Origin of the sequence: Polyangium sp. y55x31 (assembly GCF_029946505.1) — a bacterium.
GTDB lineage: Bacteria > Myxococcota_A > Polyangia > Polyangiales > Polyangiaceae > Polyangium.
The window spans coordinates 1-23,708 of the sequence record NZ_JARZHG010000059.1 but is presented as its reverse complement, the minus strand read 5'-3'; the positions used below and the strand labels follow the sequence as shown (position 1 = coordinate 23,708).

Genomic DNA, 23,708 nt, shown 5'->3' with positions numbered 1-23,708 from the left:
GTGATCGACAACGCCGCGCAGCTCGACGCCAAGGGACACCCACGGCCACCGCAGCGCCACGTGAAGGGCCCCGCCCAAGGCGACGCCCGGGGTATCGAGAGGTGCCACGACCAAAGCCGCAGACAGCTCAGGGCGAAACGGAGGAGCGGCAGAATCCGGCAGACGGGCCTCCTGCGCCGGAGGCGGCGGGCGAGGCTCTGCGGGGACCGGCGGCGCCGGAGCTGGCGGGGGCTCCGGGGGCGCCGCCACCGCAGGCGCCGGTTGGGCAAGGAGCGTCCACGCCTCCGGCGTCTCGCCCTTGGGCGTCATGAACCGCGCGTAGATCATGAGCGCCACGTCCTCGACGAGCTCATCGCACCTCCACCGCGGGGTCGCTGTTTCCTCCCACTGGACCGCCCCCTGGTCGTCTCGCGCGACGAGCAGCGCATCCAGGCGTCCACCGGCACGCCGCACCGTCACGGAAAGCGACGCGCGTGCCGCGTCCGGGAAGGCATCGTACCGGTACTTCGCGCTCGTCAGCTCCGCCAGGGCGGACTTTGCAGGACAGTTCGCCCCAGGGGGGGCGACATACTCGAGCCGAAAGGCGATGCGTCGCGCCGTGGGTGCCTCGTCCGCCATCACAGGCGGCACGAGCGAAACCAGCGCGACAGTCAGCAGGTTTGCGAAGGCGCGACGCATCGATCCTCGGACGAACCCTACGCTACCAGGAAACGCGGAAAATGCGCAAGATGGTCCCTCCTGGTTTGGCCGGACCGCACACGGTCGGGTGTCTGGCAACTGGCGTCGGACTGGGGGCTTGCGGGAACATCACGCTCCCTGCATGAGCACGCTGAGGTCCGTGCCAAGCACGCGGGCGACCGCCCCGGCGAAGTGGACCGTCACATAGAGCTTGGCGTCCAGGACCGCGCGCACGTATTCGCGCGGGTAGCCGAGCGCCCCCGCGACGTCGTGCAGGGTTTTTCCCTGTGCATACATGAGGAGCGCGATTCGTACGCGCTCCTGCTGGTCGGGCGTGAGCACCGCCGGAATGCTTGCGGGCTCCTGATCGGATCCGCTCTCGACGGACCCTTCGGGCAGAACCGTGCTTTCTTGCCCTGCGCATGCAGGACGAACGATAGTTGTCATGGGTTGCGACTCCGCTTCGGACGGGGTTGCGGCCAAGTCGCCCCGGGGGATTTCCAGGTCCCCCGGGGCGGCGCCTTTAGATGCTAATCACGAAAACTGTAGAGACGAAGCCATCGCGTGGCGTAAACTACTCCTTCACCGTGAGTGAGACGCTACAGCAGCGCATGGGTCGAATCGTTCGGGATCGACGCGAGGCCCTTGGCTTGACCCAGGAGGAGCTCGGCGAACGCTGCAATTTGCACCGCACCTACATCGGCAGCATCGAGCGCGGCGAGCGAAATCTGTCCTTACAGAACATCGAGCGGGTCGCGCATGCCCTGGGGATTCTTGCCTGGGAGCTGGTTCGGGCCGCGGAGGAGGCTGGTGAGTGAAGCCGACTCCGCATGTCTGAGATGACCATCCATAGCGCGGAAAGATGACGATCCATAGCGTCATGCTTGCGCAGTTGTCAAAGACAAATTTGCGGCCACGAAACACGGAGAATGGCGAAAAACTGGTCCAACCCATGGCGGGCTCATCGCCTGCTGGCAAGAGCGACCCAGCGGAGTTCCGCGGGAGCAGTGAGGAGATGGGGCTGGTCTAAAGGCGAGCAGCGCCCGCTACGCGTTCGCGATTTGCGCGACCATCCCGACGAGCGCCCGCATCCAGCAGGGATGTTTTTTTATTCATCAGCGACGCGCGGCCTCGTTCAGGTTTTTGCCTTGATGTTTCGATGAGTGGCGTGAAAGACTAGGTCCCATGAGCGTCCGGCGTTTCTGGCAGCTCCTCGCGAGCTGGATCTGTGGGATCGGGATCGGGATCGTGGGCTCTACGATCACCCTCCTGACGTTCGGCGCCTTCTCGCGAACGTTGTCACCCTGGATCGTGCGGGCGTGGGGGAAGTCGATGCTACGGCTCGCGCGGGTCACGGTCTCGGTCGAGGGCGCCGAGCACCTCTCCTCGGACACGATGAAGATTGCGACGTTCAACCACGGGTCGCTACTCGACTCTTTCCTCATCGCGTCGATCATGCCGAGCGGGAGCGTCGCCGCGGTCAAGCGGGAAATGTTTTACTACCCGATCCTCGGTTTCACCATGTACCTCTGTGGTTTCGTTTTTCTGGACCGACGCAACAGCGCGCGCAGCCGAAAGCAGATGGCCAAGGCTTGCAAGCGCATGGAGCGTAATCGGCTCACGGTCTTCATCTCGCCGGAAGGGACACGCGCTCGTACACACGAGTTGCTCCCCTTCAAGAAAGGCGCGTTTTTTCTTGCCCTCGACAGCGGCGCGCCCATCGTCCCGGTCGTCATCGAAGGCGCCTTCGATTTACATCCGCCGACCCGCTGGACCACCGACCCCGGCCACGTGCGAATCCGCGTGCTCCCGCCGCGTTCGATGGTGGGGCTCAGCGTCGAGACCATCCCCGACGAGATTGAATCGCTCCGAAAGCTCTACGCGACCGAGCTCGCGACGATGCGCGCCGAGGGGGGCAAACCCGCGATTGCACCCGTCGCGCGTGCTGCTTGATGCGACGGCTAGCGCCCTTCAATCAGCGCGGCACCTTGGGGAACACAGCGCTATCGCCCGAATGACGCTCACAGAACCTGCAAGGGCGGCGTGAGCTCGCGAGGCGAGGGGGGAGGGGCCCTCAGCGTCGTTCGGCCGCGCACGTCCAAGACACAGGTACCAGGATCTCGCTTACGTGGAGCCGCCGAACTCCCGCACTGCCCGTGTTCACGCTGCGGGGTACTGCTCGACGCGTCGTGATGAGGAGCATCGCGACGGAGGAACCTCGATGCAGTCCCCCACGATTATCCTGCTCGCGATGTCACTGGGCCTCACGGCTTGCAGTGGCCCTACGCCGAACACGGTGATTCATGCGGCAACCGGCGACGCGGCGCTTATGCCCGTCACGTGGGGCGCGAAAACTCCTCCGGCCACCCCGCCGGCCCCCAGCGCGCCATCCGTGACCCAGACCCAAACGGTGAACGTCGTGGTTGGACCGACCAGCAGGCTCGAACCCGCAGAGAGGACGGCCGACAAACTCGACAAGGCCGAAGGCGTCGACGAGACGAAGACTGCCATCGTGACTGGTGTGCCGGGGATCGAACTCGGAAACGGCAAAAGGATTCGATACTCCGGGCCAGCGACGTTCTTTTTGCTCGATGCGAACAAGGGCGTGCGAGGCATGCTTCTCGTCGACGTACGCGAGCCTGGCAGCGGCTACATTTCCGACGTCTGGAAGTTCGACGGCGCAGATTGGCGCCATGGCACGATGCTGAAGCGAGTTCCACTCAGCGAGCACATCAGCCTGCCGATATCATCGCCTCCACCGCGCCGCATCTTCGATAGGTTCGACCTGGGGCTCACGTGGCTCGTCTCGAATGGCGCCGTGGTGCCAGGTCCGAGCTTTCGCCAAGCGCTGCTTGCCCTTGGAAGGCCGAGCGACCTCGCTGGTGAACCCCGCGCAAGTGCAGGACGCCGCAACATGCTCCGGTTTGCTCTCGCACAAGAGCATTTCCGGCGCGAGGAGATGAAGCCGTGTGATCACATCAAGCCTTTGTCAGAGACTCTGCTCTCGGGATTCGCGCGGATGAATGCCGTCGAAGTCCAGTGACCGGGCGGCTTGGCCAAATCGTTCGTCGCTATCGCGCCCTGGGCGGGCAACCGAGCAACGATGCCAGGACCCCGATGATACCCAGCGGCAAGGCCGGGCCCTCCCGCTTCGCCGCCATCTCAGGTGGCAAGATCCACCTCCGCAAATGCCTTGCACTCAACTCCGGGACGACGTGGACGAGCTGCGCCGCGTGGGCGGCAGCGTCGATCCTCCCGCTCGCGTAGGAGTACACCCAGAGCGCGCCTTCGTGCGTCACCACGGGCCGATCCCGGGGGCCTGCCCGGTCCAGGCTCCATCCCGTTGCCATCCGGAGCACGCGCACCGTCGAGGCGAACGCTTTGCCCATCGGTAGGTTTTCCACATAGGTCTGCATGGTATGCGTGGCGACGACGAGTGTTCTCCCAGCACGCGCATCGCGCGCGAGCTCGCGCAGCCATGCTATCTGCCATTCTTCCGGCGGCCACGACGCGTTGGTTCCGTCCGCGAGGAGGTACGCACTCGCCCGCACTCCTGCCATCCAGAGCGCCCGCACCCGGTGGCACCCGGCCGAATACCCAATCAGCGCCAGGCGCGAGACCTCACGTAGCCCCGCCCGATGATGGGCGTACTCCAGCAGCTCGCCCATCATCGGCCCTTTGGCCAGGCCATCCGCCACAATGCAGGGCCGCGGCCCGAACGCTGCCCAGAGCTTCGGATCGAGGTCGCCTCCCACGAGAAACGCCAGTACGAGCGGCCTCGGATGCCCTTCACCCGCCTGCACGAGCCGAAGCGCCACGGCTACCTCCGCACCATGGCTGTCCCGAAGACGGCGAGCGCCAGAATGCCGAACAGCGTCCGACCGATACCTGTGCTCTCCCCGGTGCCGAGCTCGTGAAACTCGATGTCCTCCCCGTAGAAGAAGCGCAGAATCGTCCTGTGGTCGTACCCCTGCGCAGCCAGCCAGTTCGCGCTGTTCTGCCCCAAACAACCCCGATTCCCAGGGTGCGAGCGCAGCGAAAGGCGAGTCGGAATGACGTCAGGACCATTGCGCTCCACGTTGTACGTTACCCATCGCTCGGTGTTGGTCGGATCGGAACCGAGCGACCCATCTGGGTTCCAATGAGCTCCTGCAACATGGTTTGCGAGGATCATGCGACCCTGGTATCGCAAAACGATCCCGTGCGTCGCGGCGGCGGCGACTACGCATTCCTCGGTCGCGCCTTGCGCGAACACCTGAAACTGCTCCCCGTTCGGGATCGCCGTCGTGCGTCCCAGCGTCGGCCGGTCCCGCATCGCCCGGAGCACAAACGTCCGCGCCGCGATGGCGAGGGCCGCTTTCGCCTCGGGGTGCGCGTGCAGATGCTCGCCCGCGACCACGCGCGGCACATACTCGCGCTCGAGCGAGAGCCAGCCCGCGGTCGTGAGGATCCGCTCCGGCGCCTCGGTAGGCTCGGCACCGATCGGAATGCTCATTCCTTCCACCCGTGCTGGACCACGAACAGCCCGCACTCCGTGACTGGAGAGGTTCCAGGATGCAGCCAAACCCGGGCCGTCGCGCGCCCTGCGTCACTCTCGAACCGGAACGACCAGCGATCGACGGGACTCGGGTACTTCGCTATCGCAACGACCTGCCGCTTGTGAATCAGCGGCCCTACGATAACCGTAGGCAAATCAGCCAGCACCGCACCTTTTCCGAGAGCCTTGTCACGAAGCGTGAGCGTGACGGAGACCCGCCACTGCGGGGGAGGTTCGTCCCCCATCAACGGCGGCTGCTCCATGATCACAACACAATGTGTCGACGGGACGAACTGCGGCTCCGTCTCGACGATGTTCTGTCTCGCTTCGCTATCAATCTCCGCCACGCTCATGGCATCCCCCCCTTCAGGCCGTCACGCTCGAGCTCTTCTGATGCTCGAATGCGATCCCGTTGAGTGAAAGCTGCACGTACAGACCCACCTCGATCGGGCGGATCGGCGCGCCGCTCCCGAGATCGATGGGCCTGATCGGGAACGCGATGTCCTCGGGGATGTGGATGAGCGCCGAGAACGCGCCATGTTCGCTCCGCTCGGGGTTGTCGGTGAACACGTATCCATCCGGCACGGGCAAGACGGCCGCGCCCCCTGAGGTCCGGGAAAGCGTCCGCACCTTCGTGTCCGGCACGTTGCGCAGGTGGTCGATCAGCACCTTGCGGGACGTGGCATTACCGCCCGTGCGGGCCTTGTCCCAGTTGAAGTAAACGACGGCGGAGCGCCGCACCGTGCGGTAAAGGAGGTTTTCCCCGCTGAAGTCATGGAAAATCTCTTTCGGTAAGAACGTGCCCGCGTCGTCCCACAACCACGCCTGCCCCGTGAGGACGCCTTTCGCTTCGCCGAGGCCCCCGATCTTGTCGATCTCGGCGCCGTCGTACCGGACCCGGAGCCCGGCCTCCTGCATCGTTATCGACTGGATCAGGAACTCCTGGTCGCTGTACGTGTTCTTCGAGGGACGTTGGAGGTTCGTCCAGTTCGTCGTCACTGTCGCGTTGTTGCCGAGGAACGTCATCGACTCGCCGACGGCCACGTTGAAGAGCGTGTATTCGCCCTTCGCGATGTGCAGCCATGCGATCTTTTCGGTCCCCTGGCACTTGCACGGGATCTCGACGACGGAGTAGTAGTGACCGTCCTGGCGCATGACGAACTTGGCGTCGCGTGCCGTCCACTTGTTGAAGAGCTCGCGCGCGCCGGTGTTCGGCGGGATGTAGTTCGGGGGCAACCTCGGGCGCGGCTTCACCTTCTGAGGCTGCGCCTTCTGCGCCTTCTTCACGCCGGCGCGCTGCCCCCGCGCCCGCGAGCGCCGCAGGAGCGTGGGCAGTTCCTCGAGCGGGACGTGCTTTTTCCCGCGTTTGCGCAGCGCGCGGATGTCGCCCGTATCTTCCTCCTCGGCCTCGAGCTCGATCGCAGCCGTGTCGTCGTCTTCGTCATCGGGACCGGCGGTATCGGACTCGTCGATCTCCTCGAAGGGCGAAGCGGTTTCCCCCTCTTCGTCGGATTGTCGCAAGATATCCAGTACACTGCTCATGGTCGCTTGTCCTCCTGGTTATGCGAGGTTCTGGCGTGTTGCCTGCATACGCCGCGAAATATGGGGCAATCGCACGAAACGGCCGTCGGGCGTCTGGAGCCAGAAGCCCGACTGCGGTCCCAGCGGCAGCATGCCGACGGGTGCAGCGGTGTCGTCGGCCCTGAAAACGGCCTGCTGCGGGCCGGCGGGGGCCTGCTTCTGCGCAGCCGCGGCCTTTTGCTGCGCCGTGTACGCGAGCGCAAACATGGCCCCGCCCACCGCGATCACCGCATTCGCGTGCGCATTGCGCCGCTTGCGCAACATGTATCCGATCGCGACCAGCGCGACCGGCATGAGCCACCAGTGGTCTTTGACCTCCTTGCTATTCCGGATGTCGTCCAGGTTCGCGAGGAGAGCGACCACCGCACCAGCACCCGCGGTGTAGAGGAACCCGGTCCCCACATCGCGAGCCCAATGCCTACCGCTGTGCCGGCGCCGAAGCCGGGCGCGTGGGACCGCCACGAGGGAGCGGTCCACAGGAACTTTCCTTTCTTCTGCCATGCGTTACGATCTCCTTTCGTCATGGTGTTTGATGAGGAAGAAGGCTGCGAATACGAGTAGAGCCATAGGGAGAAAGCTCGTCGTCGCCTTGACGAGCTCTGTTGCGCCCTGGAAGGGCGACGGGAGCGGCCGGTGACGCTGCGTAGCGAGGCGCCGCTGCACGTCTTCGAGTGCGAGGAGCATCGATCTCTCCGTTTCGTCGAAGGGCAATTCGTGGCCGGCGATGCGCTCGCGTTCGACGTGCAGCGAGAGGATTTCCATGCTGCGGGCCTGCGCGGCGAGGAGGCGCTTGGTGATCTCGTCATCGAAGTTGATGGCGTGGATGGACTGCACGGCGATGCCACCCAGGTACGCCGCTGCAATGGCGACAACGGTGACCAGCAGAATGGTCACAGCATGGATGATGCCGGTCTCGATCGTGCCTTGCGTCGGATCGCCCTCGTTCGTGACGATGTCGGAGCCGGGACGGATATTGTCCGGCGCGAGAAGGACGAGCGTGCGAGCAATCGCCGAGCCTGCGGCATTTCGCTCTGGCGTGCTGTAGAGATGCGGACCGAGTTGCCCGAGTGGCACCTGCCGCCAGGACAACGGCGCGATGCGGAGTGACATCACGACAAACGCTCGGAACTGCCGCGCGCGATTCTTCTTATCGAGCGTCATCCATGTCCCGCGCTTCGCCGTTTGGAGCGCCGCAGCGCCCACGGTGGTCAGATCCCGGTCCTGGTGCATCCACCGAAAGAGACTGGAGGAATGGGGAATAGGGGCCGGCGTCGGGGCAGGCTTCGGCTGCTGGTGCCCTTGCCACCACTTCCACCACCAGAAAGGCAGGTAATCAGGCATGTCGACGCGGCCCCCTATTGGTCACGAGAATGCGAGCCCGGCACCAATGATGGCGATCACGGGCAGCAGACCTCCGCTACTGCCGCTGGACGAGGTGGAGGGCGTCGAGCTGCCGCCGTAGCTGCCGCTCCAGTTGCCGGAGCCGCCGCTCCAGTTGCCGGAGCCGTCCTCCTGCTCTGCGATCATCCCCCCTTCCGCAATGAGCGCCCGGCATTTTTCGGCGCGCTCGCGGAGGGCTTTGGCGGCGAGTGGATGCCCGTTCGATTCGTATGTGTCCGCCAACTGATCGAGCACATCGGGGTCGGTCACGTTGTCCATGACCAGGATGATTTCAGCTCTCTCGTCTGGCCTCAGGTTATCGTCGAGCTGGGTGCCCGTCGTTTGCGAGCTCGTTGTGGTATTGCCCGAGCTCGTCGAGGAGGATTGCTGCGGCGCTGGAATTTCGTGCTTTCCGAACAGCGGCACGTCGACGACCACCGTCCCCGGCTTCGAGCCCGGCGTCGCGGGTAGGTCGAAGCTCCCCACAGGCGTCACCACGAGGACATGGCCGGGCTTTGTGCTCTGCTGGACGCTCACGCCAGCCGGCAGCCCCGCGGAAGGCGCGGCGGGAGGAGGTGGGGGCGGCGGAGGCGGGGGCGGCGGAGTCGTGGACTGCTGCTGCGGTGCGGTCGGAGCTGGAATTTCGCGCTTGCCGAGCAGCGGCACGTCGACGACCACCGTCCCAGGCTGCGAGCCCGGTGTCGCGGGCAGGTCGAAGCTTCCCAGAGGCGTCACCACGAGGACATGGCCGGGCTTCGTGCTCGGCTGGACACTCACACCAGCCGGTAACCCTGTGGTTGTGGGAGCAGGAGGCGGTGGTGGTGGCGGCGGCGGCGGTGGACTGGTCTTGGATTCTGACGTTGATTGGCCATCCGCCTTCGTTCCGCCGCTCGACGCGTTGTCGAAAGGCCTACCCGAAGCGTTGTTTTCCTCGACCAGCGCATTGTACGTCGCCTGGTCGAGCTCGCCCGTGGTGGGCAGCGGCCTCGTCGGCTGCTTCTTGTTCCACCACGTCTGGAACGAGGCGAGCGCCTGCGTCGTCCGCGGCGTGAATCCGCTGACGAGGTCCATCGGATTCCTCCCGAAGTCCGAAGGGTTGCAATCGCCAGGGTTCCGCAATGCCCAGCTCGCGAGAAGCGCCTGCGTATGCGGAACGACGGCAGGATCGAGCGTCGTCGTCTTCCCCGGAGCGGGCACGCCCGGGGTGGACGGCTGCGCAGGGGTGCCATTGACCGCGACCGCGAGCGGGTGGTCCGGCCATTCGTTGGGGATTCCGATCTCCTCACCCGGGTAGAGAGACGTCCAGTTCCCGTTCTCCGTGGCCTTGTGCGGGTTCGCGGTCCGGAGCTCGGACCACCACTTCGGGCGCGCAGGGAAGGCGCCCAGCTTCGAAGCGATCTTCTGCGGCCAGTCATCTTTGATGACGACGTACTTGCGCGCCGTGCTGAGGTTCGCCCCTGTATCGCCCGCATAATGCAGCCACCCCGGCGGGATGTTCCATACGGGATCCGAATCCGGTTTGCCGGGATTCGCCGCGAGTAGCTCTTGGGTGCGCTGAGTTTGCCCCGTGAGCTTTTTGGTGATCCCGTGCGGCGTCTCGCCGGGAATTGCGTGATACGTACCCGTGGTCGGATCGACGCCCGAGACGTCGCGTGCGCCGCCATCACCCGTGAGCGCGCGCAGGAGCCGCGGATCGTGCATTCGGAGCAGCGGGACAGCACGAACCATCGCCGCGAGCTGCGCTGCGTTCATTGGCAAGGCCGAGACGTGCTGCAACGGGCGCGGCCTCGCGTCGGGCGACGCGGTATCGTTGTACGTCACGTCGGGCTCCTTCAGGTGGGGCGAATTCGTCATCGCCCCGAAGTTGAGCCGGGGACGCCGCTGCGGCGGCTCCGGCAGTGCCTCCGGCTCGGACTCGGCCGCAAGGATCTGGGACAAGAGCTGCCCCGCGTCGCGCTTGCGCTTATACTCCGCCGGGCGATACACGCGGAGGCGCGCCTCCTGCGCATACATCGGATCTCCGGTGCGCTTCGTCATCTGCTCGCCGTCGGCGAGGATCTTCCGCTCGCGCTTCGTGAGCTGGCGCTGTTGCTTGCCGGGCTTCGGCTTCTTCTTGACCTGCGTGCGGACGAGGTTTTCCACCGCGCCGCCGGCCATCTTTCCGAGATTCGCGCCGATCGACGCGCCAGCCCCGCCCGCGAGGGTCCCGAGCCCAGCACCGGCGATCATTCCGAGGCTTTCTCCGATGCCACCGCCCCCGCTGGGCTTGGCGCCGCCTCCTCCCCCCAGGACGGACGAGAGTAACTGCGCCCCACCGCCGAGTAGCGTATCGAAGAAATCGCCCGTGTCGTCGAACGGCGTCGCGGCTTCCTCTTCGGGGACGCCGCTGGTCTCCTCGTCGGTCTCGTAAGACAAAGTGATAGCCTTAGGCATACCGAAATGCCTCCTCTCCCTGCTTCGTTGTGTTTCCGTGCGACAGCTCTACGAGGCCATCGGACGCTCGATTGTGCGCGGGCAAAGGCTCCAGCGGCACTTGGTTACTTCAATGTTCTTCGGCCGGACGATGGCCGTGGCGTCCACGTCGTATTCGTTACCCATTGGGCCGGCGAACTGGCCTGCCTTGTTGAAATGCGAGACGACGAGCACCGTAGGACGCATCGTCGCGACGGTTTCGAGGAGCGTGGTCTGCTCGACGTAGCTGCGCGCCCAGCGCTGGAGCGAGTCCACAACGATCACGGCGGCATCGGGCGGTACGGCCTGGAGGGCGTCACGCCATCCGACTTTGCTTCCGCTTCCGCTGCGCCTGCTCACGAGGCGAATGTGTTGTGACGACGAACCCGTGCGCGGAAAGAGTTCCTGCACGAGGTTCCGGTTCTGCTCCGCATCGAGCCAGTATCCGAGCCCATCGAGCTTCGCGGCGATCTGCGCGGCGAGCTCGGCGCAGAGGGTCGACTTCCCGGCCCCGGGAACACCACCCACGAGCACCTTCAAGCCGAGCACCACGCCCCCTAGCGCACGTGAGAGGAGCGCGGGGAAATGCGTGGGCCGCAATGGCGTGCTACGCTCTTCGAGCGATTCCACGACGATGCCCGGCGGGACCTCGTGCGGGATGAGCTCCCACACGGTCGCACCGCATGCGCAATACCCACCGCAGAGCTGGGGCCGGCGCCGTAGACAGACGGCGCATCGAAGGGGCGGTTTGTGCGACATGGCATCACCAGTAGTTCGTTCTCGCAAGCCAAGCGGGCGGGATACGCCCGATCGTCGAGTTCAGGATGGTCGGGTCCGCGGGTTGCCATCGCCCATTCACGAAGACCTCCGCGAGGATGTGCGGAAAGTCTTGCTCGGGGCGGACGGGCTTTTCGCGGGCCGGGATCCCGCATGCGCGGCAAAGCGTCACGAAGACGCGCGTCTTCGCGTCGCAGTCGCCGAAGCCGCGGCAAAGTGTCACCGCCGAGTCTTCGAGCACTTCGCGGCGCGGGTCGCGGACGTAATCGATCGCGTACTGGCAGAACTTCAGGATCGCCGCGGCGCGTTCGTGAACCGGCAATCGTCGGAACACCGCAGCCCAGCGCTGGACCTCGGGAAGCAGAAGATCGCGCTTGCTGCCCTCGGCCATGTACCGCGCTTTGGCGAGGTTCGAGGGGAAGTGGACGATACGCGGGCGGATCATTTGGCACCGCCCTTTTCCGCCATGACGAGCACTTCGCCGAAGGCTTCGGGCGAGAACCCCGTCGAGGCGAGTTCCTTGAGTTTAGCGAAGAGGTCGGGGTTATTGCCGAGGAGCTGGATGCCCTGCGCCACGGCACCGCCGAGCGGGTCGGCGGGGGGCGGCGGATCCGACGGAGCGGGAACAAGGCCCGCGGCCGTGAGATGCGGCGCGAGATTGGCCGATTTGTGCGTTCGCGGCTCGGGGCGCGCATTCGCGGGCGGCGGTGGCGGGGGCGGCGGTGCAGGCGGCGGGAGCGGTGCGCTCACGAAAGAAGGCACCGGGGGCGGCGGAGGCGGCGGCGGGGGCCTCGGCGGCGGCGCGACATTTGGCACGCCGTCGGAGCACCGCATGGGTGCTGCGGACTGCACGCGCACGGGCGCTACGGGCTCGAGCTGCGCGAGCTCGACGGGCTCGGGGGCGGGCGCCACGGGCGCGGGTTGCGCAGGCGCGGGCTGCGCAGGCGCAGCGGTCTGGCGCATGATGATCCCCATCGGGGTCTGGATCATCTCCCATCCCTCCCAGGACATGGGCGCACCCGTGGGCCACGGATTCGCCTGCGGGGGAGGCGGCGGAGGCGGAGGCGGAGGCGGCGAATTCGCGGCGGTCGTGGACTTTACGAGCGTGAGCAGCTTGGCGATTTCGCCGAACTCGTCTCCGCCGCTGCCGCCATTGCCCCCAAGGGCCTTCGCGAGCTCGATTCCGCGCTCCATCCCTCGCTCATACCCGGCCCCGACGCTCGGCTTCCCGGCATCGTTTCCCCGGAGGAGCGGCACGAGTTCGCGCACCAATTCGAGCGAGTTGGATTGCGGCGGCTGCTGGAGGAGCGGAGCGATCGCTTGTACGACTTCGAGGGTCTGGTTTCCTTGCGGTGGTGGTGGTGCTGGCTGCTTCGTGTTCTCGAGGATCGAGCGCATCGTTTCGAGAACGACCTTGAGCAGGCCCATGAACTCCACCCCCATCGCTGGCGCGGCTGCGGGAGCGGGCGCGGGAGCAGGCGCAGGCGGGGCATAGTAGTAAGGCGGTACCGCAGCCGGGTTGATGGGAGACGCAGCGGGCGCCGGTCGGGGCGCCTGCGGCTCCTGGACGAAGGGCTTCCGCGCCGGTCCTGCGAAGTAGAGCATCTCGGACTTTGCCGTGTATTTGTGCGACTTCCCGCACATCGCATTGAGCTGATACCAGCACTCACCACCGTACATGTCGATGATCTGCTGCCAGCTCCGCAGCTCGGATCCCTTCCACGCCGTCGGGCAGACCTCCCGGGTCTTGTCCGGGAGGATGCGGACGATCTGAATGAGGTCGAATCTTCGCGGATCGGGACCTACCTCGGTCTCCGGCCGAGGGAATAGGGGATGACCGCCGAGCTCGATCGGCTCGTCCGGCAGCGCGCTGGGTTCGGCCTGGGTCATGGCTTGGACCTCCTTTTCCCGTGGGGCTTTCGCGCCGGGCCCGAGAAGTAGAGCTTCTCGGACTTGGCCGTATATCGAAAGGTCTTGCCGCATTGCGCGATGAGCTGATACCCGCACTCACCCCCGTACAGGTCGATGATCTGCTGCCAGCTTCGCAGCTCCGAGCCTTTCGGGCGTGCTTCTTTCGGAGCAAACAGCGGATCACCGCCGAGATCCGGCTCGACAGCAGACGACTGCCCGTCGAGCCCAGTGGGCTCTGGGTGGTTCATGGTGCTGGGTCAACAATGGGATAAGTCGCTCGGGCATTGCAACACAAAAATTGTTGCGTGGGCTACCCGTTGTCGAACGTGCCGACGAACAAACCGTTTGAGAGCAAAATAAATGTCGCGCGCATGGCGTGCTTCCCGAGAAAGTGCCGAGGATTTTGTAGTCCCGAGGGGGCGGCTGACGTGGCTTCCCCGGGGGTGGATTGGTGGCTCATCCGCGAACCACGGGAGACCGATCGCGTGCAAACCAGCTTGAAAACGTGACGTGTCGCGGCTCAACGCGGCCCCCTTACGGGAACATCGACCGCAAGCGACCGTCCGGACGATGCCGAGCCGTACGGGAAACGATGCGGGTCGAGGTTTGCCTGTCGCCCAAGTGGGTGTTCGTGCGGACGTACAGGTACGCTGTGACAGCGTGAAAGAAGGCAAATCGAGCACGCGACCGCGTCGAACGACCTCCAATAGTTCTTTGTGGCATCACGTGCGCGGAACGCGCGCGTTGCTTTCGGCAGTGAACATGCCTGTTCAGCGTTCGGCCATTGAAACAGCGAAGGCTAGCCATGGCTGAACTGCATGCGGGGAGACGAACCCCCGCCTGAGCCGCATCCGGGATCGCATGCACCGAAGTTTAAGGTGATCGCCGTATGGGGAATGTTCGAGGTGGAATTGGTTCTTGGTGCAGGTACGTGCTGAACGAAATCGTAGCCCTACTGATGGTCCGTGGCGCCAGGAGAATGCCGAGATTTCCCGAGCATGCGCCGAGGCCGAGCGCGGCTACGCCGTGGCGTCTCCCCCGGGAAGGCCGGGGACCCGTGCCTCGGAGCTGATCACGATGACGAGCTCGCGCCTGGCGTTGTGAGATATGCGTCGTTGGAATGCGGCGGCGAGTGCGAACTCGTACAGAGCCGTTCGCTCGAGCGGGCTTCGTGCGTTGTCCGGGCGGATCGGTTTTCCGAGAAAGAGAAGGGGATTTCGGAAGACGCTCGTCGACGGACCTTGATTTCCAGGGGCTCAGTCTGACGAGTTCCGAGAAATCAGCCGAGGATCTGCTCGTCGCCGGATGGCAAGCGCGGGGGTTCGCGCACTTCCGCGAAAGGGCCTCGGCGAGCATGCGAAATGTCGTTTGATTTCTCGGCGGTCCTCGGATCGCCATGCGGTGAAACAAGAGGGGACCCACAGGAACTCCGATCAAAGCTCGGGATTTTCGATCTGTTTGGGCAAGCTGTTGATTTTGCTGTCGAAATGGCTTGAAAGTCGTCGCTTGATTGCCGTACATTCCGGGGACCGGCGCGTGGGAGGGGTCGCTCGCCGAGAGCTCGAGCCCCCTCGTCTGGTCGTCGATTCATGGCGCCGCGGAGCCCTCGCGCGCGCCGGGGAGGTGGACATGGGCGGCAAGGAAGGGAGGTCCCGGCATGTCGGCAAAGCAGGGAGAAGCCCATCAAGCAGTCGGGGGCTGGGTGCCCATCGACCGCGCAGCGGCGCACCTCGGCATGAATGTGGGCGCGCTGCGAAAGACGCTGGAGCGCCGCGCCGTGCGGGCGTCGGACGGGGTGACGGAGGCAAGCGTCGACGGCGTGCGGGCGCGCAAGTTCGGCCGGATCTGGCGGGTCCGGTTTTCCGAGGCTTGGGGTGTCCCGTGAGGACGGACCACGTGCTACAGTCCCAGCCTCGCAAAGGTGGCTGGGATGGTCGGAAAGGAATCTGACCATGGCAGTCCGCAAAGTGGAGCGATACGGGGAAACCCGGCTGTTGATTGACATCCAATATAAGAAGCGGGACGGCACGCGGGCCCGCTTTCGCAAGGATGCCGAGGTCCAAACGTGGACCGCGGCCCGTGCGGAGGAGAAGCGGTTCCTGCTCAACATTGCCAACCATGGCGAACCGTACGAGCCGGGGACTGCGCCGACGGCGCCCAATTCGGGCGACTCGTCTGGAGCGAATGCCGCGCCGAAGCCGAAGAAGACTTTCGCCGAGGTGGTTACCGAGTTCCGGGAGACGTTCATGGTCGCGGAGCTCAAGGTCACCAGCCGGAAGGGGTACGAATCGGTCCTTCGGGCCTCGTTGCTTCCGAAGTTCGGCAAGCTGACCCTGGACAAGGTCGACGGGAAGGCTGCGGCGGATCTCGACCTCGCGCTCTCGAAGCGCAAGTTGAGCCGCTCGACGCGGAACAATACGCAGGTCGTGCTTCGATCGGTTTTGCGGTTTGCGAAGAGCCGCGGATATGTCGAGGATCGGCCGGCGAATTTGCCGAAGCTCAAGCAGGTTGGGCAGCGCATCCTGGAGATTCCGAGCGACGATCAAGTCGAGCAGATTCTCGGGGTCGCCTGCGATACGCACCGCCTGGGCTTCACCCTCATGTCGGACGCCGGGCTTCGTCCCAACGAAGTGCGCGCGCTCCGAGGCAAGGACGTGCAGCTCCGGTGGGAGAATGGCGTGGCGGTCGGCGGGTTCCTCACCGTGCGCGAGGGTCGGTCACACGGCGAGATTCACACGCCGAAGACTGGCCAGCGCGAGATCCCCATCTCGCGCGAGCTCGCGAGGCTCCTCGCCCCGGTTGTCAAGAGCGCAGCGCGTGAGGCGTACATCGCGCTGAACGACGCCGGGGAGCCGTGGGGCCAGTCCGGGCTCAAACAGGCGTTCGCGCGCACGAGCAAGCGGGCCGGGGTCGAAGGGTGGTCGGTGTACTGCCTGCGCCACTACGCGATCACGGCTTGGCTCCGCGCCGGCATCCCCGTGCACGTCGTCCAGCGGATGGCAGGTCACACGAACCTGTCGACCACGCAGCGCTACGTGCACTTCCTCAAGGAAGACCTCGAGGAGGCCGCTCGTCGGTTGCCTGTCCGCCGTCGTGGCGACGGGGAGAAGAACTGACGCCCGGCACCAGGGCCCTTGGTGCAACGCCGGGGGGCAGGGGTCGACCAGAGCATGGTGGGCGAGGCCACGGCGCCGCCGCCCGCATCCCAGGAACGTCTCCAGACAGTCGAGCAGGGCCCGGATGAGGACACGTCCTCTGCTGGGCTCGACCGGCGTTCTCGGTTGAGGCCACAGTGAGGCCACAGCTTTGGGCGACGGGGAGGGAGCGAGGGGGCCTGGCTCGTAACCCCTCGAAATCATTGGCACCCCCGGCAGGAATCGGACCTGCGACCTTCGGTTTAGGAAGTCGCTGTGATTCTAAACGAAATCAACCAGTTGTCGAGCAAAATGGATTGATCGTGGATATATCCCGCAGAGCCGTCGATGGCCTCGCCGCTGTCGCCCTCGGGGGACTGGACGCCGCGCCCGAAGTAATGAAGACTCTCGCCGCCGTTGCGAAGGCTCCGCAGCTCGGCGCGGACCTGACCGTGCGAGCGGTGGACGCTCTTGCCGCCGTTGCCGCGGGGGGCCCGGATGCGTGGCGGAAGGTGACCGAGGTCCTGGCCGCCGTCGCGAAGGCCGCGAGCGAGCTCAGAGCGGAGAGAGCCACCGGAACGGATCGCCGCCACTGAAGCCCCCTCGGGGCAGCCAGAGACGAGCCAGGACGCACCCCGAGCGGTAGGGGTCGAGCCCATGGCGGGTGGTGGCAGGCACCGGCCACGCGTCACAACTGGCCGGACATCCATGCGGCCATCATCGCCGGGTCTCGTCGTCGGGGAAGAGGGAGAGCAGCTCCGCGCCTAGCAAGCCTCGATGCATGCGATGTACGCGCTGCACTCTGGGTCGCCGCGGCAGACCCCGAAGTGGCCTTGGTGCGCGCAATAGTCGCTCGCAAGCGTTGTCTGCACGCACGGAAGACAGGCGTCGCTCGGCTCCTCTTTACGGGTGCAGACGCTCTCGTAGCAGCTACCCGTGCATGCTGTGTTGACGTCGCAAAGGTACACGACGGATACCAGATCGTAGGTCTGGAGCCCCTGCGGATGCTGATTGCCGCACGCCTCGGCACATGAGCCGGGCGGTTGGGGATATAATGTACACGCTGCGAGGTAAAGCGCCGTCACCATGGCGGCTGCGACCGGTCCGACGACTTGCCCCAGCTTCTTCTGCCCCATGACCCGGAGCGTACGCCTCGTGGGAGCATTCGGCAAAGGTCGCGGAGGATCGCCCCGTCGGTGCCTCAGCGCCAGCGGGGCGACCTTCGGTGCTCGCTGCGCACGGGACGAAAGTCATGGTTTCGCCGCTGGAGCAAGCGCGGTATCGCAGCACGGTCCGCATCGTCGAAGGTAGCCGCGCGGGAAAACGGGGAGTTGTCGACAGCGCCTTCGTGCATGAGGCGCCGCCCCGGTAGCGTGTTGGGTTCCACCCGGACGAACCGCTCGCCCGCATCCCGAGCGCCCGCCAGGGCAAACGGTGCTTGCCTGTCCCGCCAGACGGAGCTTAATCTGGCCCCCGCCTCATCATGCGTCGCCTCCTCCTAGTTGCCGCTGCGTCGTTAACGCTCGCCTTCGCGTCGAGCGCCGCCGCCGCACCCAAGGAGAAGATCGCGTTCCGTCTCGACTACCACGCCCCGGACGCCTCGGCCGGCTGCCCCGACGCCGAAGAGCTCGCCTTGATGATGGCGGGCGAGTTTGGATACTTGGTTGTCCGGACCGACGTCTCGGCCGTTCTCCGGGTGGAGGTGCGCCGCGTCGGGCAAGACTTCGAGGGCGAGTTATGGGCCCCCGATCCCTCGGGAAACGGGAAGGAGTGGCACTCGATCACGGACAAGCAGGGGACCTGCCGCGAGCTCGCCTATGACATGGCTTCGCTCGTGCGGATCGCGCTCGGGCCGCGCGCGTGGGGAAGCGACACGCCTCCGCCCGAGCTCGCGGCCCCGACGGACATCGAGGTAGGCACGCCGGAGATCCACCCCGTGGCCTTTCGCATGCCGCAATTCCTGGCCGCGCTCGCCCCGGGCTCCAAAGCCCCTACGGCGGGCACGACGTCCGAGGGGACGCCGGTTCAGGTGACAGCAGCCCTCGGGCCCGTTGTCTCCCCGCTTGGCCTGCCAAGCGTGGCGGTGGGGGGCCAGGGAATGGTGGAGGTTCGATGGCCGAGGTTCGCCCTCGCCGCGGATATGCGTGGAGTCGCTACACCAGCCTCGGGAATCGGACCCCGCGACGTCCCAGCGCGGACGTCCTTCTGGTCCGGGACGATCCTGCCATGCGCGAGGGCCGGCATCGTGGACATCTGCGGCGCCGCAGCGATCGGCCGCATGACGTTCCACCTCGAGAAGCCCGGGTCGCTGAGCCTCTCCGATGGCTTGTTGGTGGGCTTCGGTGCACGCCTCGCGGCTCGATGGAGTTTCGCTGAGCGGTACTCATTTCTCTTTTTCGGCGAGGGGATCGCCGACGTGAGGAGCGTTGTCTTTAGGACCGCCGGCCCAAACAGCGGCCAAACCGTAGAGGAGTGGCGCGCGCCGCCCGTGCGCCTCAGCCTCGGGATTCTTCTTTCCATTATGCTGAACGAATAGAGGGGAACATTCATGAAAAACCGTGTGCGCAGACGAGCCTTGATCGTGCCTCTGTTGGGACTCGCCTTCGGTTCCCTTCTGTCTGGATGTCCCGATGCGATCAACATCGCCGAATTCTATGAAGAGGACGCCGGAGACGCCGACGCCGGTTCCGACGCTGCCGGTGACGACGACGAAGACGGAGGTCCAAGTACCAACGGGGGGGATGGCGGGTGTGAATTCGCATGCGAGGGGGAATGCGTGCCCCTTCGCCCGGGCGATTTCTCCTTTCCCCTCCTCGCGTGGATCGGCCCCAACGAGACCGCCGCGCCGCCGTGCCCGGATGCCGCGCCCGTCGAGCAATTCATCTGGCATGGCGATCCCATCGTTCCGCCCTCCGCCTGCGGGGAATGCACCTGCGGCCCCTCGGTCGGCTTTTGCTCGCTGCCTTCGAGTATCGTCGCCCAGGACGCCCCTTGCACCTCCGCTGAGGGAGCCACCACGACGCCCACGGATCCGCCCGAGTCCTGGGATGGCACTTGCGCGCCGGACAACGCAATCCCCGCCGACGCGTGCGGCACGAACAAGCCCTGCATTCAATCCGTGACCATCGGACCGCTTGCGATCACGGACGAAGCTTGCACCGCCCTGGGCAGCTCGACGGCGCCCCTTGAAGCGGCCTCATGGGGGCTCTTCGCCCGGCTCTGCGAAGGGATCACGTCGACCGGATACGGCGGATGTAGCCCCGCCGAGCTCTGCGTTCCTAGGCGGGAAGAAGGCTTCCGGCAGTGCGTCCAGCGGCCCGGGATCCACGATTGCCCCGCCGAGGGATACGCCGAAAGGTTCGTCCTCTACGAAGATTTCAACGACAACCGCGCATGCTCGGCTTGCACGTGCGACGCGCCCGAGGGGAGCGAGTGTGCGTCTACGGTCTCCCTTCACGCCGACGCGTCATGCACGAGCCCGATCGCTTCGGCCGACGTGTCATCCGCCGGCCCGACGTGCCTCGACCTCACAACGCCCGGGCAGGCCATCGGCGCGAAGAGCGCGACCGCGCCCGTCTACCACTCCGGAACCTGCCAGGCCCACGGAGGCGAGCTCCTCGGCGCCGTCGAGCTCCTCGGGGCCCGCACCCTTTGCTGTCTCCCCTGATTGGAGGGTCCACTCATGGACGAGGAACGAAACCAGCGCTTAAAGCTCCTCGCGACGCACCAGCGCAAGATCGAACACTGGCTCCGAACCCGCCACGTTCCCGCGCAGGACATGCCCGATCTCTGCCATGACATCTACGTCCGGACCCTTCACCAGCTCGAGGGGAAGGAGATCACGGACAAACTCGGCGGGCTCTTGCACCTCAACATGCGGAGCGTCGTCTCGGAGTACCGCGAGCGCGGCAAGACGCGGAACAAGGCAGTCCCGCTCATCGAACTCGAGATCGAAGACATAGCCGCTTCGGATCCCGAGCAAAAAGCGTACGAGCGGCAGAAGATCAAGACCCTCGAAGCCATCCTGTCCAAGCTCCCCGCGCGACAACAAGAGTTTGTCTGCGCGAGGCATCTCGACGGGTTGCCTGTGGCTGAGATTGCCGAGAGCTTCGGCGTTTCCTCCGCGACTGTCTTCCGGGAGCTCGCCGCTGCGCTCGTCGCGCTTCGCCGCGAGCTTGAACGCGTCGGGATCACGAGCCCTGTCGTCCTTCCGTTCCATTCGCAGGACATCAGGCACGAGGGGAGCGCTGGCGAGGCATGGTCGAACATCACCGAGCCGCGCCGCGAGAAGGACCATCGCGGCTGGCTCCACGTGCCGACGTTCTTCGGCGGGGCCGCCGCTGGCGCGATCGTCGTCTTCCTTCTCCTCCATCGCGCCACGATGCTCGCCGAGCTCCCGCCGATTGTCCTGAACGTCGCCGCGACGAACGAGCACACCACGCCGGCCGGCGTCCTCGAACAGCTCGCGCCGCCGGTCTGCCCGGAGCCCGTCTCGCCGCAGTGCCCTCCGCCCGCCGGACCCGCGCCCGCGCCCGACCAGCCGAAGATCAACGGGCGGCCCCGCTTCGCTGCCCAGGCCTGCGACCGCGCGTTAGAGCGAGGCGACCTGGAGGAGGCGAAGCGGATTTGTCCCCAAGCCACGGGAGCCTTCGGCGCCGCCCTCGCCAACCGGGAAGCCAACCGGGCCGCGAAGTAGGCCGCCCGTCCCGCTTTTTTCATCACGCATGACGATTTGTTGAGAGTCGGAGCCGCGTCGACCTCATTCCATGGGTGAGAACACGACGACGAGGCCGCCGCGCGCAACCCTACCCACTTACGGGCGACCATAGGGCCAGCGCGGACGCCTCGGCGTCGACTTCTCATTTCGCCCCACGTCGTGGCTTGGCGCTGGGTGTGCTCCATTCGCGGGCCAGGTGTTTGTTGCACACCCAGCGTCAAGCCATGGCTCCCACGCTGGGAGGAACCATGGCCACCCATCAATTCGCCGAGGCCCATGCCGCGGACGAAGACGCCGAACCTACGCCCGCCTCATTCCGAATCCCCGAGCCGCCGCTATCAGGCTTGCGCCCGAGCATGCCACCGAAGGGCGACCGGGATACCCTGGTGGATCCACAGTGCGTTCCGCCAAGTAGGCCCGTTCGCCGGGTCGTGCGCTTTCTGCTCGGGATTCCCGTATTTTTGTGGCTCGCTCTTCGGAGCGTCGGTCAGCGCTTGGCCGAGAGGCTGGATCCTCCGCCATTAGCGTCCCTCCTCCCACCGCCGCCCCCGCATCGCAGGGGAGCACTGAGCCAGGACGAGCTCGGCGAGCACGTCCTCCACAACCTCTTTCGACTCTCCCCCACTTATGCGCGCGCGGCCGTCCATGTGGCCAAGCTGGTCCAAGAGATCCAGCATTACCCCGCCCAGGAGCGCCTCACATGGTTCGTCCACTTCGCACTATCTCGCATGTCCCCCACGAGCGACAAGCCCGTGCCTATCGCGTGGATCCGGGCCCGCATGCCTGAGGTCCTCCGGTCTGACGTCAACCGCGCCCTCGAGCAGCTCGAGGGGGAGGGGATGCTCGTGCTCCTTTCACGAGAAACCAACGATGCGGCCGTCGTCGCCGGAGGGATCTCGGACCCCGTTCGAGGCCGGCTCACGCACGCCGAGCTCCTTTGCGACCTGTAACCCTCGCCCTCATAAAGGAGAGAGCCAAACCATGGCAGACCCCAACAGCACGGACACGCCGAGCGACGCGGAGTTGCCGACCGAGTTCGCCATCGGCTCGGATGGTCGAATTTACATCAACGCGGAGAGCCTACCTCCCGAGAAGCGCGAAGGCCGCCCCATGTTCCAGGGGTACGCGATGACGCCCGAAGAGGCGCGCCACGCAGTGGAAACGCTGCATAAGCTTGCCTTCAATATCACCGTCGAAGTCTTGCAAGCGACCCGGGAGAGCAGCGGGAAGGAATAACCCGCTGCCCTCCCCATCCCGTCGCTACGTCGCAGCCTCCCGATACCGCCGCACCAGCTCCGCCCCGACCCGCAGCCGGATCGCCCAGCCGCCGAGCAGCGTTCCGAGGGCTGGATTCCCGTCCGCCATCATCACGGCCGCCGCTTCGAGCTCGTCTGCGACCGTAACCACGACACCCTCGATTGGATGCTCGTCGCCCCGCGCGAGGCCGCGGACCAGGAGGTCCGGGAGCGCCGCCCGACGAATTCCATCGGGCGCGTAATTCGTGAGGTCTTCCGCGCTGGGAGCCGAAAGACCTACCGCGGCAAGGCGTGCGTCGTCGCCTTCCGTGGGTTTTCCTTTCGAAGTCAAGCCTCTTCCGCTCATGCCTCCTCGCTTCCAACGGGCGACCAAGGGGGAGCCTACGGGCTCGAACGACCATACGGCAATCCCCCGATCGGACATATACCGTCCGATGAGCCAACCTATCCCGGGATCTTGGGCTCGCCGGCTCTGTTGCCTTCGTGCTTCGAGTAGGGCGCCAGATTTCCCTTGACGCCCGCGCCGAATCGCAATCAACCCGGGATCCGATGCCTCCGTCCGAGCCCAGCGCATCCCGACGAACCGTGAGCGATCTGCTCCGTTGGTCCTATGCGAACCTCGCCATGGCGCACGCCGCGGTCGTTCAGGGGGCGACCAGCTACGCGCCGCGCCACTACGCGATCCGTTCCAAGGTCAACGCTGGGCTCCGTGATGGGACCATGAGCATCGGACCACTTGCCGATGATGAGCGCCTGAAGCTCGTTCTCCCGATCGCGTGCTGCTACTGCGGAGCCCGCGAGAACCTGACCGTCGACCACTTGATCGCCACCAGCCGAGGCGGCCCCGACGCGGGCGATAACCTCGTCTGGGCTTGCCGCTCGTGTAACAGCGCGAAGGGCGCTCGTGATGCGCTCGCCTGGCTCGAAGGACGGGGGGAGTTTCCGCCCTTGCTCCTCCTTCGCCGCTACCTGAAACTCGCGTTCCAGCTTTGCGCGCCGCTGGGAGCCCTCGAGCAGACCCCCGAGGAGGCGCCCCAGCTCCCGATCGACCTCGCGCGAGTTCCGCAGAAGTACCCCGCGCCGAGCCAGCTACGGCTTTGGGTTACGCCCCTTTGAGCGAGACGAGCGCGCCTACCAGATCACTTGAGACACGCTCCCGCCCCAAGCCGTAGGCCGCCACCGCGCCCCCGTCCCATCGTCGAAATGTGTGAACTCCGCCCACGCTTGGCTATTCGGCGGAAAACCGACCATCCCGCTATCCTGCCGGTGGAAGTTCGCACCGAAGT

At 65.8% G+C, this 23,708-nt stretch carries 24 protein-coding genes; 11 read left to right on the top strand and 13 right to left on the bottom strand.

What is annotated here, in order from left to right; translation table 11 throughout:
- Positions 1–807: 807 nt before the first annotated feature.
- The gene (locus QHF84_RS47690) at positions 808–1,125 is read right to left on the bottom strand and encodes a helix-turn-helix domain-containing protein (protein ID WP_281320317.1); all 318 of its coding nucleotides are present in this window, start codon (positions 1,123–1,125) and stop codon (positions 808–810) included.
- A gap of 140 nt (positions 1,126–1,265) precedes the next feature.
- Between QHF84_RS47690 and QHF84_RS47685 the strand changes: the two genes are divergently transcribed.
- The 3 genes from QHF84_RS47685 to QHF84_RS47675 all read left to right on the top strand — a co-directional run bounded on the left by QHF84_RS47685 (position 1,266) and on the right by QHF84_RS47675 (position 3,721).
- Entirely contained in the window at positions 1,266–1,496 is a 231-nt protein-coding gene (locus QHF84_RS47685; RefSeq protein WP_281320316.1) for a helix-turn-helix transcriptional regulator, read from the top strand.
- A gap of 367 nt (positions 1,497–1,863) precedes the next feature.
- Positions 1,864–2,631 (top strand): lysophospholipid acyltransferase family protein, encoded by a 768-nt coding sequence (locus QHF84_RS47680; RefSeq protein WP_281320315.1) that lies wholly within the window; start codon positions 1,864–1,866, stop codon positions 2,629–2,631.
- 268 nt (positions 2,632–2,899) lie between these two features.
- Entirely contained in the window at positions 2,900–3,721 is an 822-nt protein-coding gene (locus tag QHF84_RS47675) for a hypothetical protein (protein WP_281320314.1), read from the top strand.
- 28 nt (positions 3,722–3,749) lie between these two features.
- Here the strand turns inward: QHF84_RS47675 and QHF84_RS47670 are convergent, their stop codons facing one another.
- The 11 genes from QHF84_RS47670 to QHF84_RS47620 all read right to left on the bottom strand — a co-directional run bounded on the left by QHF84_RS47670 (position 3,750) and on the right by QHF84_RS47620 (position 13,563).
- Positions 3,750–4,496 (bottom strand): hypothetical protein, encoded by a 747-nt coding sequence (locus tag QHF84_RS47670; RefSeq protein WP_281320313.1) that lies wholly within the window; start codon positions 4,494–4,496, stop codon positions 3,750–3,752.
- A gap of 2 nt (positions 4,497–4,498) precedes the next feature.
- Complete coding sequence (locus QHF84_RS47665; RefSeq protein ID WP_281320312.1) at positions 4,499–5,173, bottom strand: SpoIID/LytB domain-containing protein; 675 nt, start codon at positions 5,171–5,173, stop codon at positions 4,499–4,501.
- Positions 5,170–5,568, bottom strand: coding sequence for a hypothetical protein (locus QHF84_RS47660; protein ID WP_281320311.1), 399 nt, complete (start codon positions 5,566–5,568; stop codon positions 5,170–5,172). Before QHF84_RS47660 ends, QHF84_RS47665 begins: the two co-directional genes overlap by 4 nt.
- A gap of 13 nt (positions 5,569–5,581) precedes the next feature.
- Positions 5,582–6,757, bottom strand: coding sequence for a hypothetical protein (locus QHF84_RS47655; protein WP_281320310.1), 1,176 nt, complete (start codon positions 6,755–6,757; stop codon positions 5,582–5,584).
- Positions 6,758–6,775: 18 nt separating this feature from the next.
- Positions 6,776–7,159 (bottom strand): hypothetical protein, encoded by a 384-nt coding sequence (locus QHF84_RS47650; protein WP_281320309.1) that lies wholly within the window; start codon positions 7,157–7,159, stop codon positions 6,776–6,778.
- 141 nt (positions 7,160–7,300) lie between these two features.
- Complete coding sequence (locus QHF84_RS47645) at positions 7,301–8,137, bottom strand: hypothetical protein (protein WP_281320308.1); 837 nt, start codon at positions 8,135–8,137, stop codon at positions 7,301–7,303.
- Positions 8,138–8,158: 21 nt separating this feature from the next.
- The gene (locus QHF84_RS47640; RefSeq protein ID WP_281320307.1) at positions 8,159–10,609 is read right to left on the bottom strand and encodes a hypothetical protein; all 2,451 of its coding nucleotides are present in this window, start codon (positions 10,607–10,609) and stop codon (positions 8,159–8,161) included.
- A 48-nt stretch (positions 10,610–10,657) separates the two neighbouring features.
- Positions 10,658–11,299 carry a hypothetical protein gene (locus tag QHF84_RS47635; RefSeq protein WP_281320306.1) on the bottom strand — a complete coding sequence of 214 codons (642 nt, stop codon included), beginning with the start codon at positions 11,297–11,299 and terminating at the stop codon, positions 10,658–10,660.
- 91 nt (positions 11,300–11,390) lie between these two features.
- Positions 11,391–11,849, bottom strand: coding sequence for a transglutaminase domain-containing protein (locus QHF84_RS47630; RefSeq protein WP_281320305.1), 459 nt, complete (start codon positions 11,847–11,849; stop codon positions 11,391–11,393).
- Complete coding sequence (locus QHF84_RS47625; RefSeq protein ID WP_281320304.1) at positions 11,846–13,294, bottom strand: hypothetical protein; 1,449 nt, start codon at positions 13,292–13,294, stop codon at positions 11,846–11,848. Before QHF84_RS47625 ends, QHF84_RS47630 begins: the two co-directional genes overlap by 4 nt.
- On the bottom strand, positions 13,291–13,563 hold the full coding sequence (locus QHF84_RS47620; RefSeq protein ID WP_281320303.1) for a hypothetical protein: 273 nt from the start codon (positions 13,561–13,563) through the stop codon (positions 13,291–13,293). Before QHF84_RS47620 ends, QHF84_RS47625 begins: the two co-directional genes overlap by 4 nt.
- Before the next feature lie 1,409 nt (positions 13,564–14,972).
- Here QHF84_RS47620 and QHF84_RS47615 point away from each other — a divergent pair.
- From QHF84_RS47615 to QHF84_RS47585, 7 genes are all read left to right on the top strand, one after another.
- Entirely contained in the window at positions 14,973–15,200 is a 228-nt protein-coding gene (locus QHF84_RS47615; protein WP_281320302.1) for a hypothetical protein, read from the top strand.
- A 67-nt stretch (positions 15,201–15,267) separates the two neighbouring features.
- The gene (locus QHF84_RS47610) at positions 15,268–16,431 is read left to right on the top strand and encodes a site-specific integrase (protein WP_281320301.1); all 1,164 of its coding nucleotides are present in this window, start codon (positions 15,268–15,270) and stop codon (positions 16,429–16,431) included.
- A 1,501-nt stretch (positions 16,432–17,932) separates the two neighbouring features.
- On the top strand, positions 17,933–18,985 hold the full coding sequence (locus QHF84_RS47605; protein WP_281320300.1) for a hypothetical protein: 1,053 nt from the start codon (positions 17,933–17,935) through the stop codon (positions 18,983–18,985).
- Between the two features lie 240 nt (positions 18,986–19,225).
- A complete protein-coding gene (locus QHF84_RS47600; protein ID WP_281320299.1) occupies positions 19,226–20,116 on the top strand; it encodes a hypothetical protein in 891 nt (296 codons plus the stop codon).
- Between the two features lie 15 nt (positions 20,117–20,131).
- Entirely contained in the window at positions 20,132–21,145 is a 1,014-nt protein-coding gene (locus QHF84_RS47595; RefSeq protein ID WP_281320298.1) for a sigma-70 family RNA polymerase sigma factor, read from the top strand.
- An 800-nt stretch (positions 21,146–21,945) separates the two neighbouring features.
- Complete coding sequence (locus QHF84_RS47590; RefSeq protein WP_281320297.1) at positions 21,946–22,116, top strand: hypothetical protein; 171 nt, start codon at positions 21,946–21,948, stop codon at positions 22,114–22,116.
- A gap of 31 nt (positions 22,117–22,147) precedes the next feature.
- Positions 22,148–22,402: a hypothetical protein gene (locus tag QHF84_RS47585; RefSeq protein WP_281320296.1), complete on the top strand. Its 255-nt coding sequence runs from the start codon at positions 22,148–22,150 to the stop codon at positions 22,400–22,402.
- Between the two features lie 24 nt (positions 22,403–22,426).
- On the opposite strand, the gene QHF84_RS47580 is transcribed toward QHF84_RS47585, so the two are convergent.
- Positions 22,427–22,768 (bottom strand): hypothetical protein, encoded by a 342-nt coding sequence (locus QHF84_RS47580; RefSeq protein ID WP_281320295.1) that lies wholly within the window; start codon positions 22,766–22,768, stop codon positions 22,427–22,429.
- 239 nt (positions 22,769–23,007) lie between these two features.
- Here QHF84_RS47580 and QHF84_RS47575 point away from each other — a divergent pair, with 239 nt between their 5' ends.
- Entirely contained in the window at positions 23,008–23,538 is a 531-nt protein-coding gene (locus tag QHF84_RS47575; RefSeq protein WP_281320294.1) for an HNH endonuclease, read from the top strand.
- Positions 23,539–23,708 lie beyond the last annotated feature (170 nt).

What these genes read in the sequence shown, in the direction of transcription:
- QHF84_RS47610 (WP_281320301.1), top strand. Translation starts at nt 15,268, where the DNA reads ATGGCAGTCCGCAAAGTGGAGCGATACGGGGAAACCCGGCTGTTGATT.
- QHF84_RS47640 (WP_281320307.1), bottom strand. Translation starts at nt 10,609, where the DNA reads ATGCCTAAGGCTATCACTTTGTCTTACGAGACCGACGAGGAGACCAGC.
- QHF84_RS47605 (WP_281320300.1), top strand. Translation starts at nt 17,933, where the DNA reads ATGCGTCGCCTCCTCCTAGTTGCCGCTGCGTCGTTAACGCTCGCCTTC.
- QHF84_RS47580 (WP_281320295.1), bottom strand. Translation starts at nt 22,768, where the DNA reads ATGAGCGGAAGAGGCTTGACTTCGAAAGGAAAACCCACGGAAGGCGAC.
- QHF84_RS47680 (WP_281320315.1), top strand. Translation starts at nt 1,864, where the DNA reads ATGAGCGTCCGGCGTTTCTGGCAGCTCCTCGCGAGCTGGATCTGTGGG.
- QHF84_RS47665 (WP_281320312.1), bottom strand. Translation starts at nt 5,173, where the DNA reads ATGAGCATTCCGATCGGTGCCGAGCCTACCGAGGCGCCGGAGCGGATC.
- QHF84_RS47690 (WP_281320317.1), bottom strand. Translation starts at nt 1,125, where the DNA reads ATGACAACTATCGTTCGTCCTGCATGCGCAGGGCAAGAAAGCACGGTT.
- QHF84_RS47630 (WP_281320305.1), bottom strand. Translation starts at nt 11,849, where the DNA reads ATGATCCGCCCGCGTATCGTCCACTTCCCCTCGAACCTCGCCAAAGCG.
- QHF84_RS47675 (WP_281320314.1), top strand. Translation starts at nt 2,900, where the DNA reads ATGCAGTCCCCCACGATTATCCTGCTCGCGATGTCACTGGGCCTCACG.
- QHF84_RS47645 (WP_281320308.1), bottom strand. Translation starts at nt 8,137, where the DNA reads ATGCCTGATTACCTGCCTTTCTGGTGGTGGAAGTGGTGGCAAGGGCAC.
- QHF84_RS47615 (WP_281320302.1), top strand. Translation starts at nt 14,973, where the DNA reads ATGTCGGCAAAGCAGGGAGAAGCCCATCAAGCAGTCGGGGGCTGGGTG.
- QHF84_RS47590 (WP_281320297.1), top strand. Translation starts at nt 21,946, where the DNA reads ATGCCTGAGGTCCTCCGGTCTGACGTCAACCGCGCCCTCGAGCAGCTC.
- QHF84_RS47620 (WP_281320303.1), bottom strand. Translation starts at nt 13,563, where the DNA reads ATGAACCACCCAGAGCCCACTGGGCTCGACGGGCAGTCGTCTGCTGTC.
- QHF84_RS47595 (WP_281320298.1), top strand. Translation starts at nt 20,132, where the DNA reads ATGGACGAGGAACGAAACCAGCGCTTAAAGCTCCTCGCGACGCACCAG.
- QHF84_RS47625 (WP_281320304.1), bottom strand. Translation starts at nt 13,294, where the DNA reads ATGACCCAGGCCGAACCCAGCGCGCTGCCGGACGAGCCGATCGAGCTC.
- QHF84_RS47585 (WP_281320296.1), top strand. Translation starts at nt 22,148, where the DNA reads ATGGCAGACCCCAACAGCACGGACACGCCGAGCGACGCGGAGTTGCCG.
- QHF84_RS47655 (WP_281320310.1), bottom strand. Translation starts at nt 6,757, where the DNA reads ATGAGCAGTGTACTGGATATCTTGCGACAATCCGACGAAGAGGGGGAA.
- QHF84_RS47660 (WP_281320311.1), bottom strand. Translation starts at nt 5,568, where the DNA reads ATGAGCGTGGCGGAGATTGATAGCGAAGCGAGACAGAACATCGTCGAG.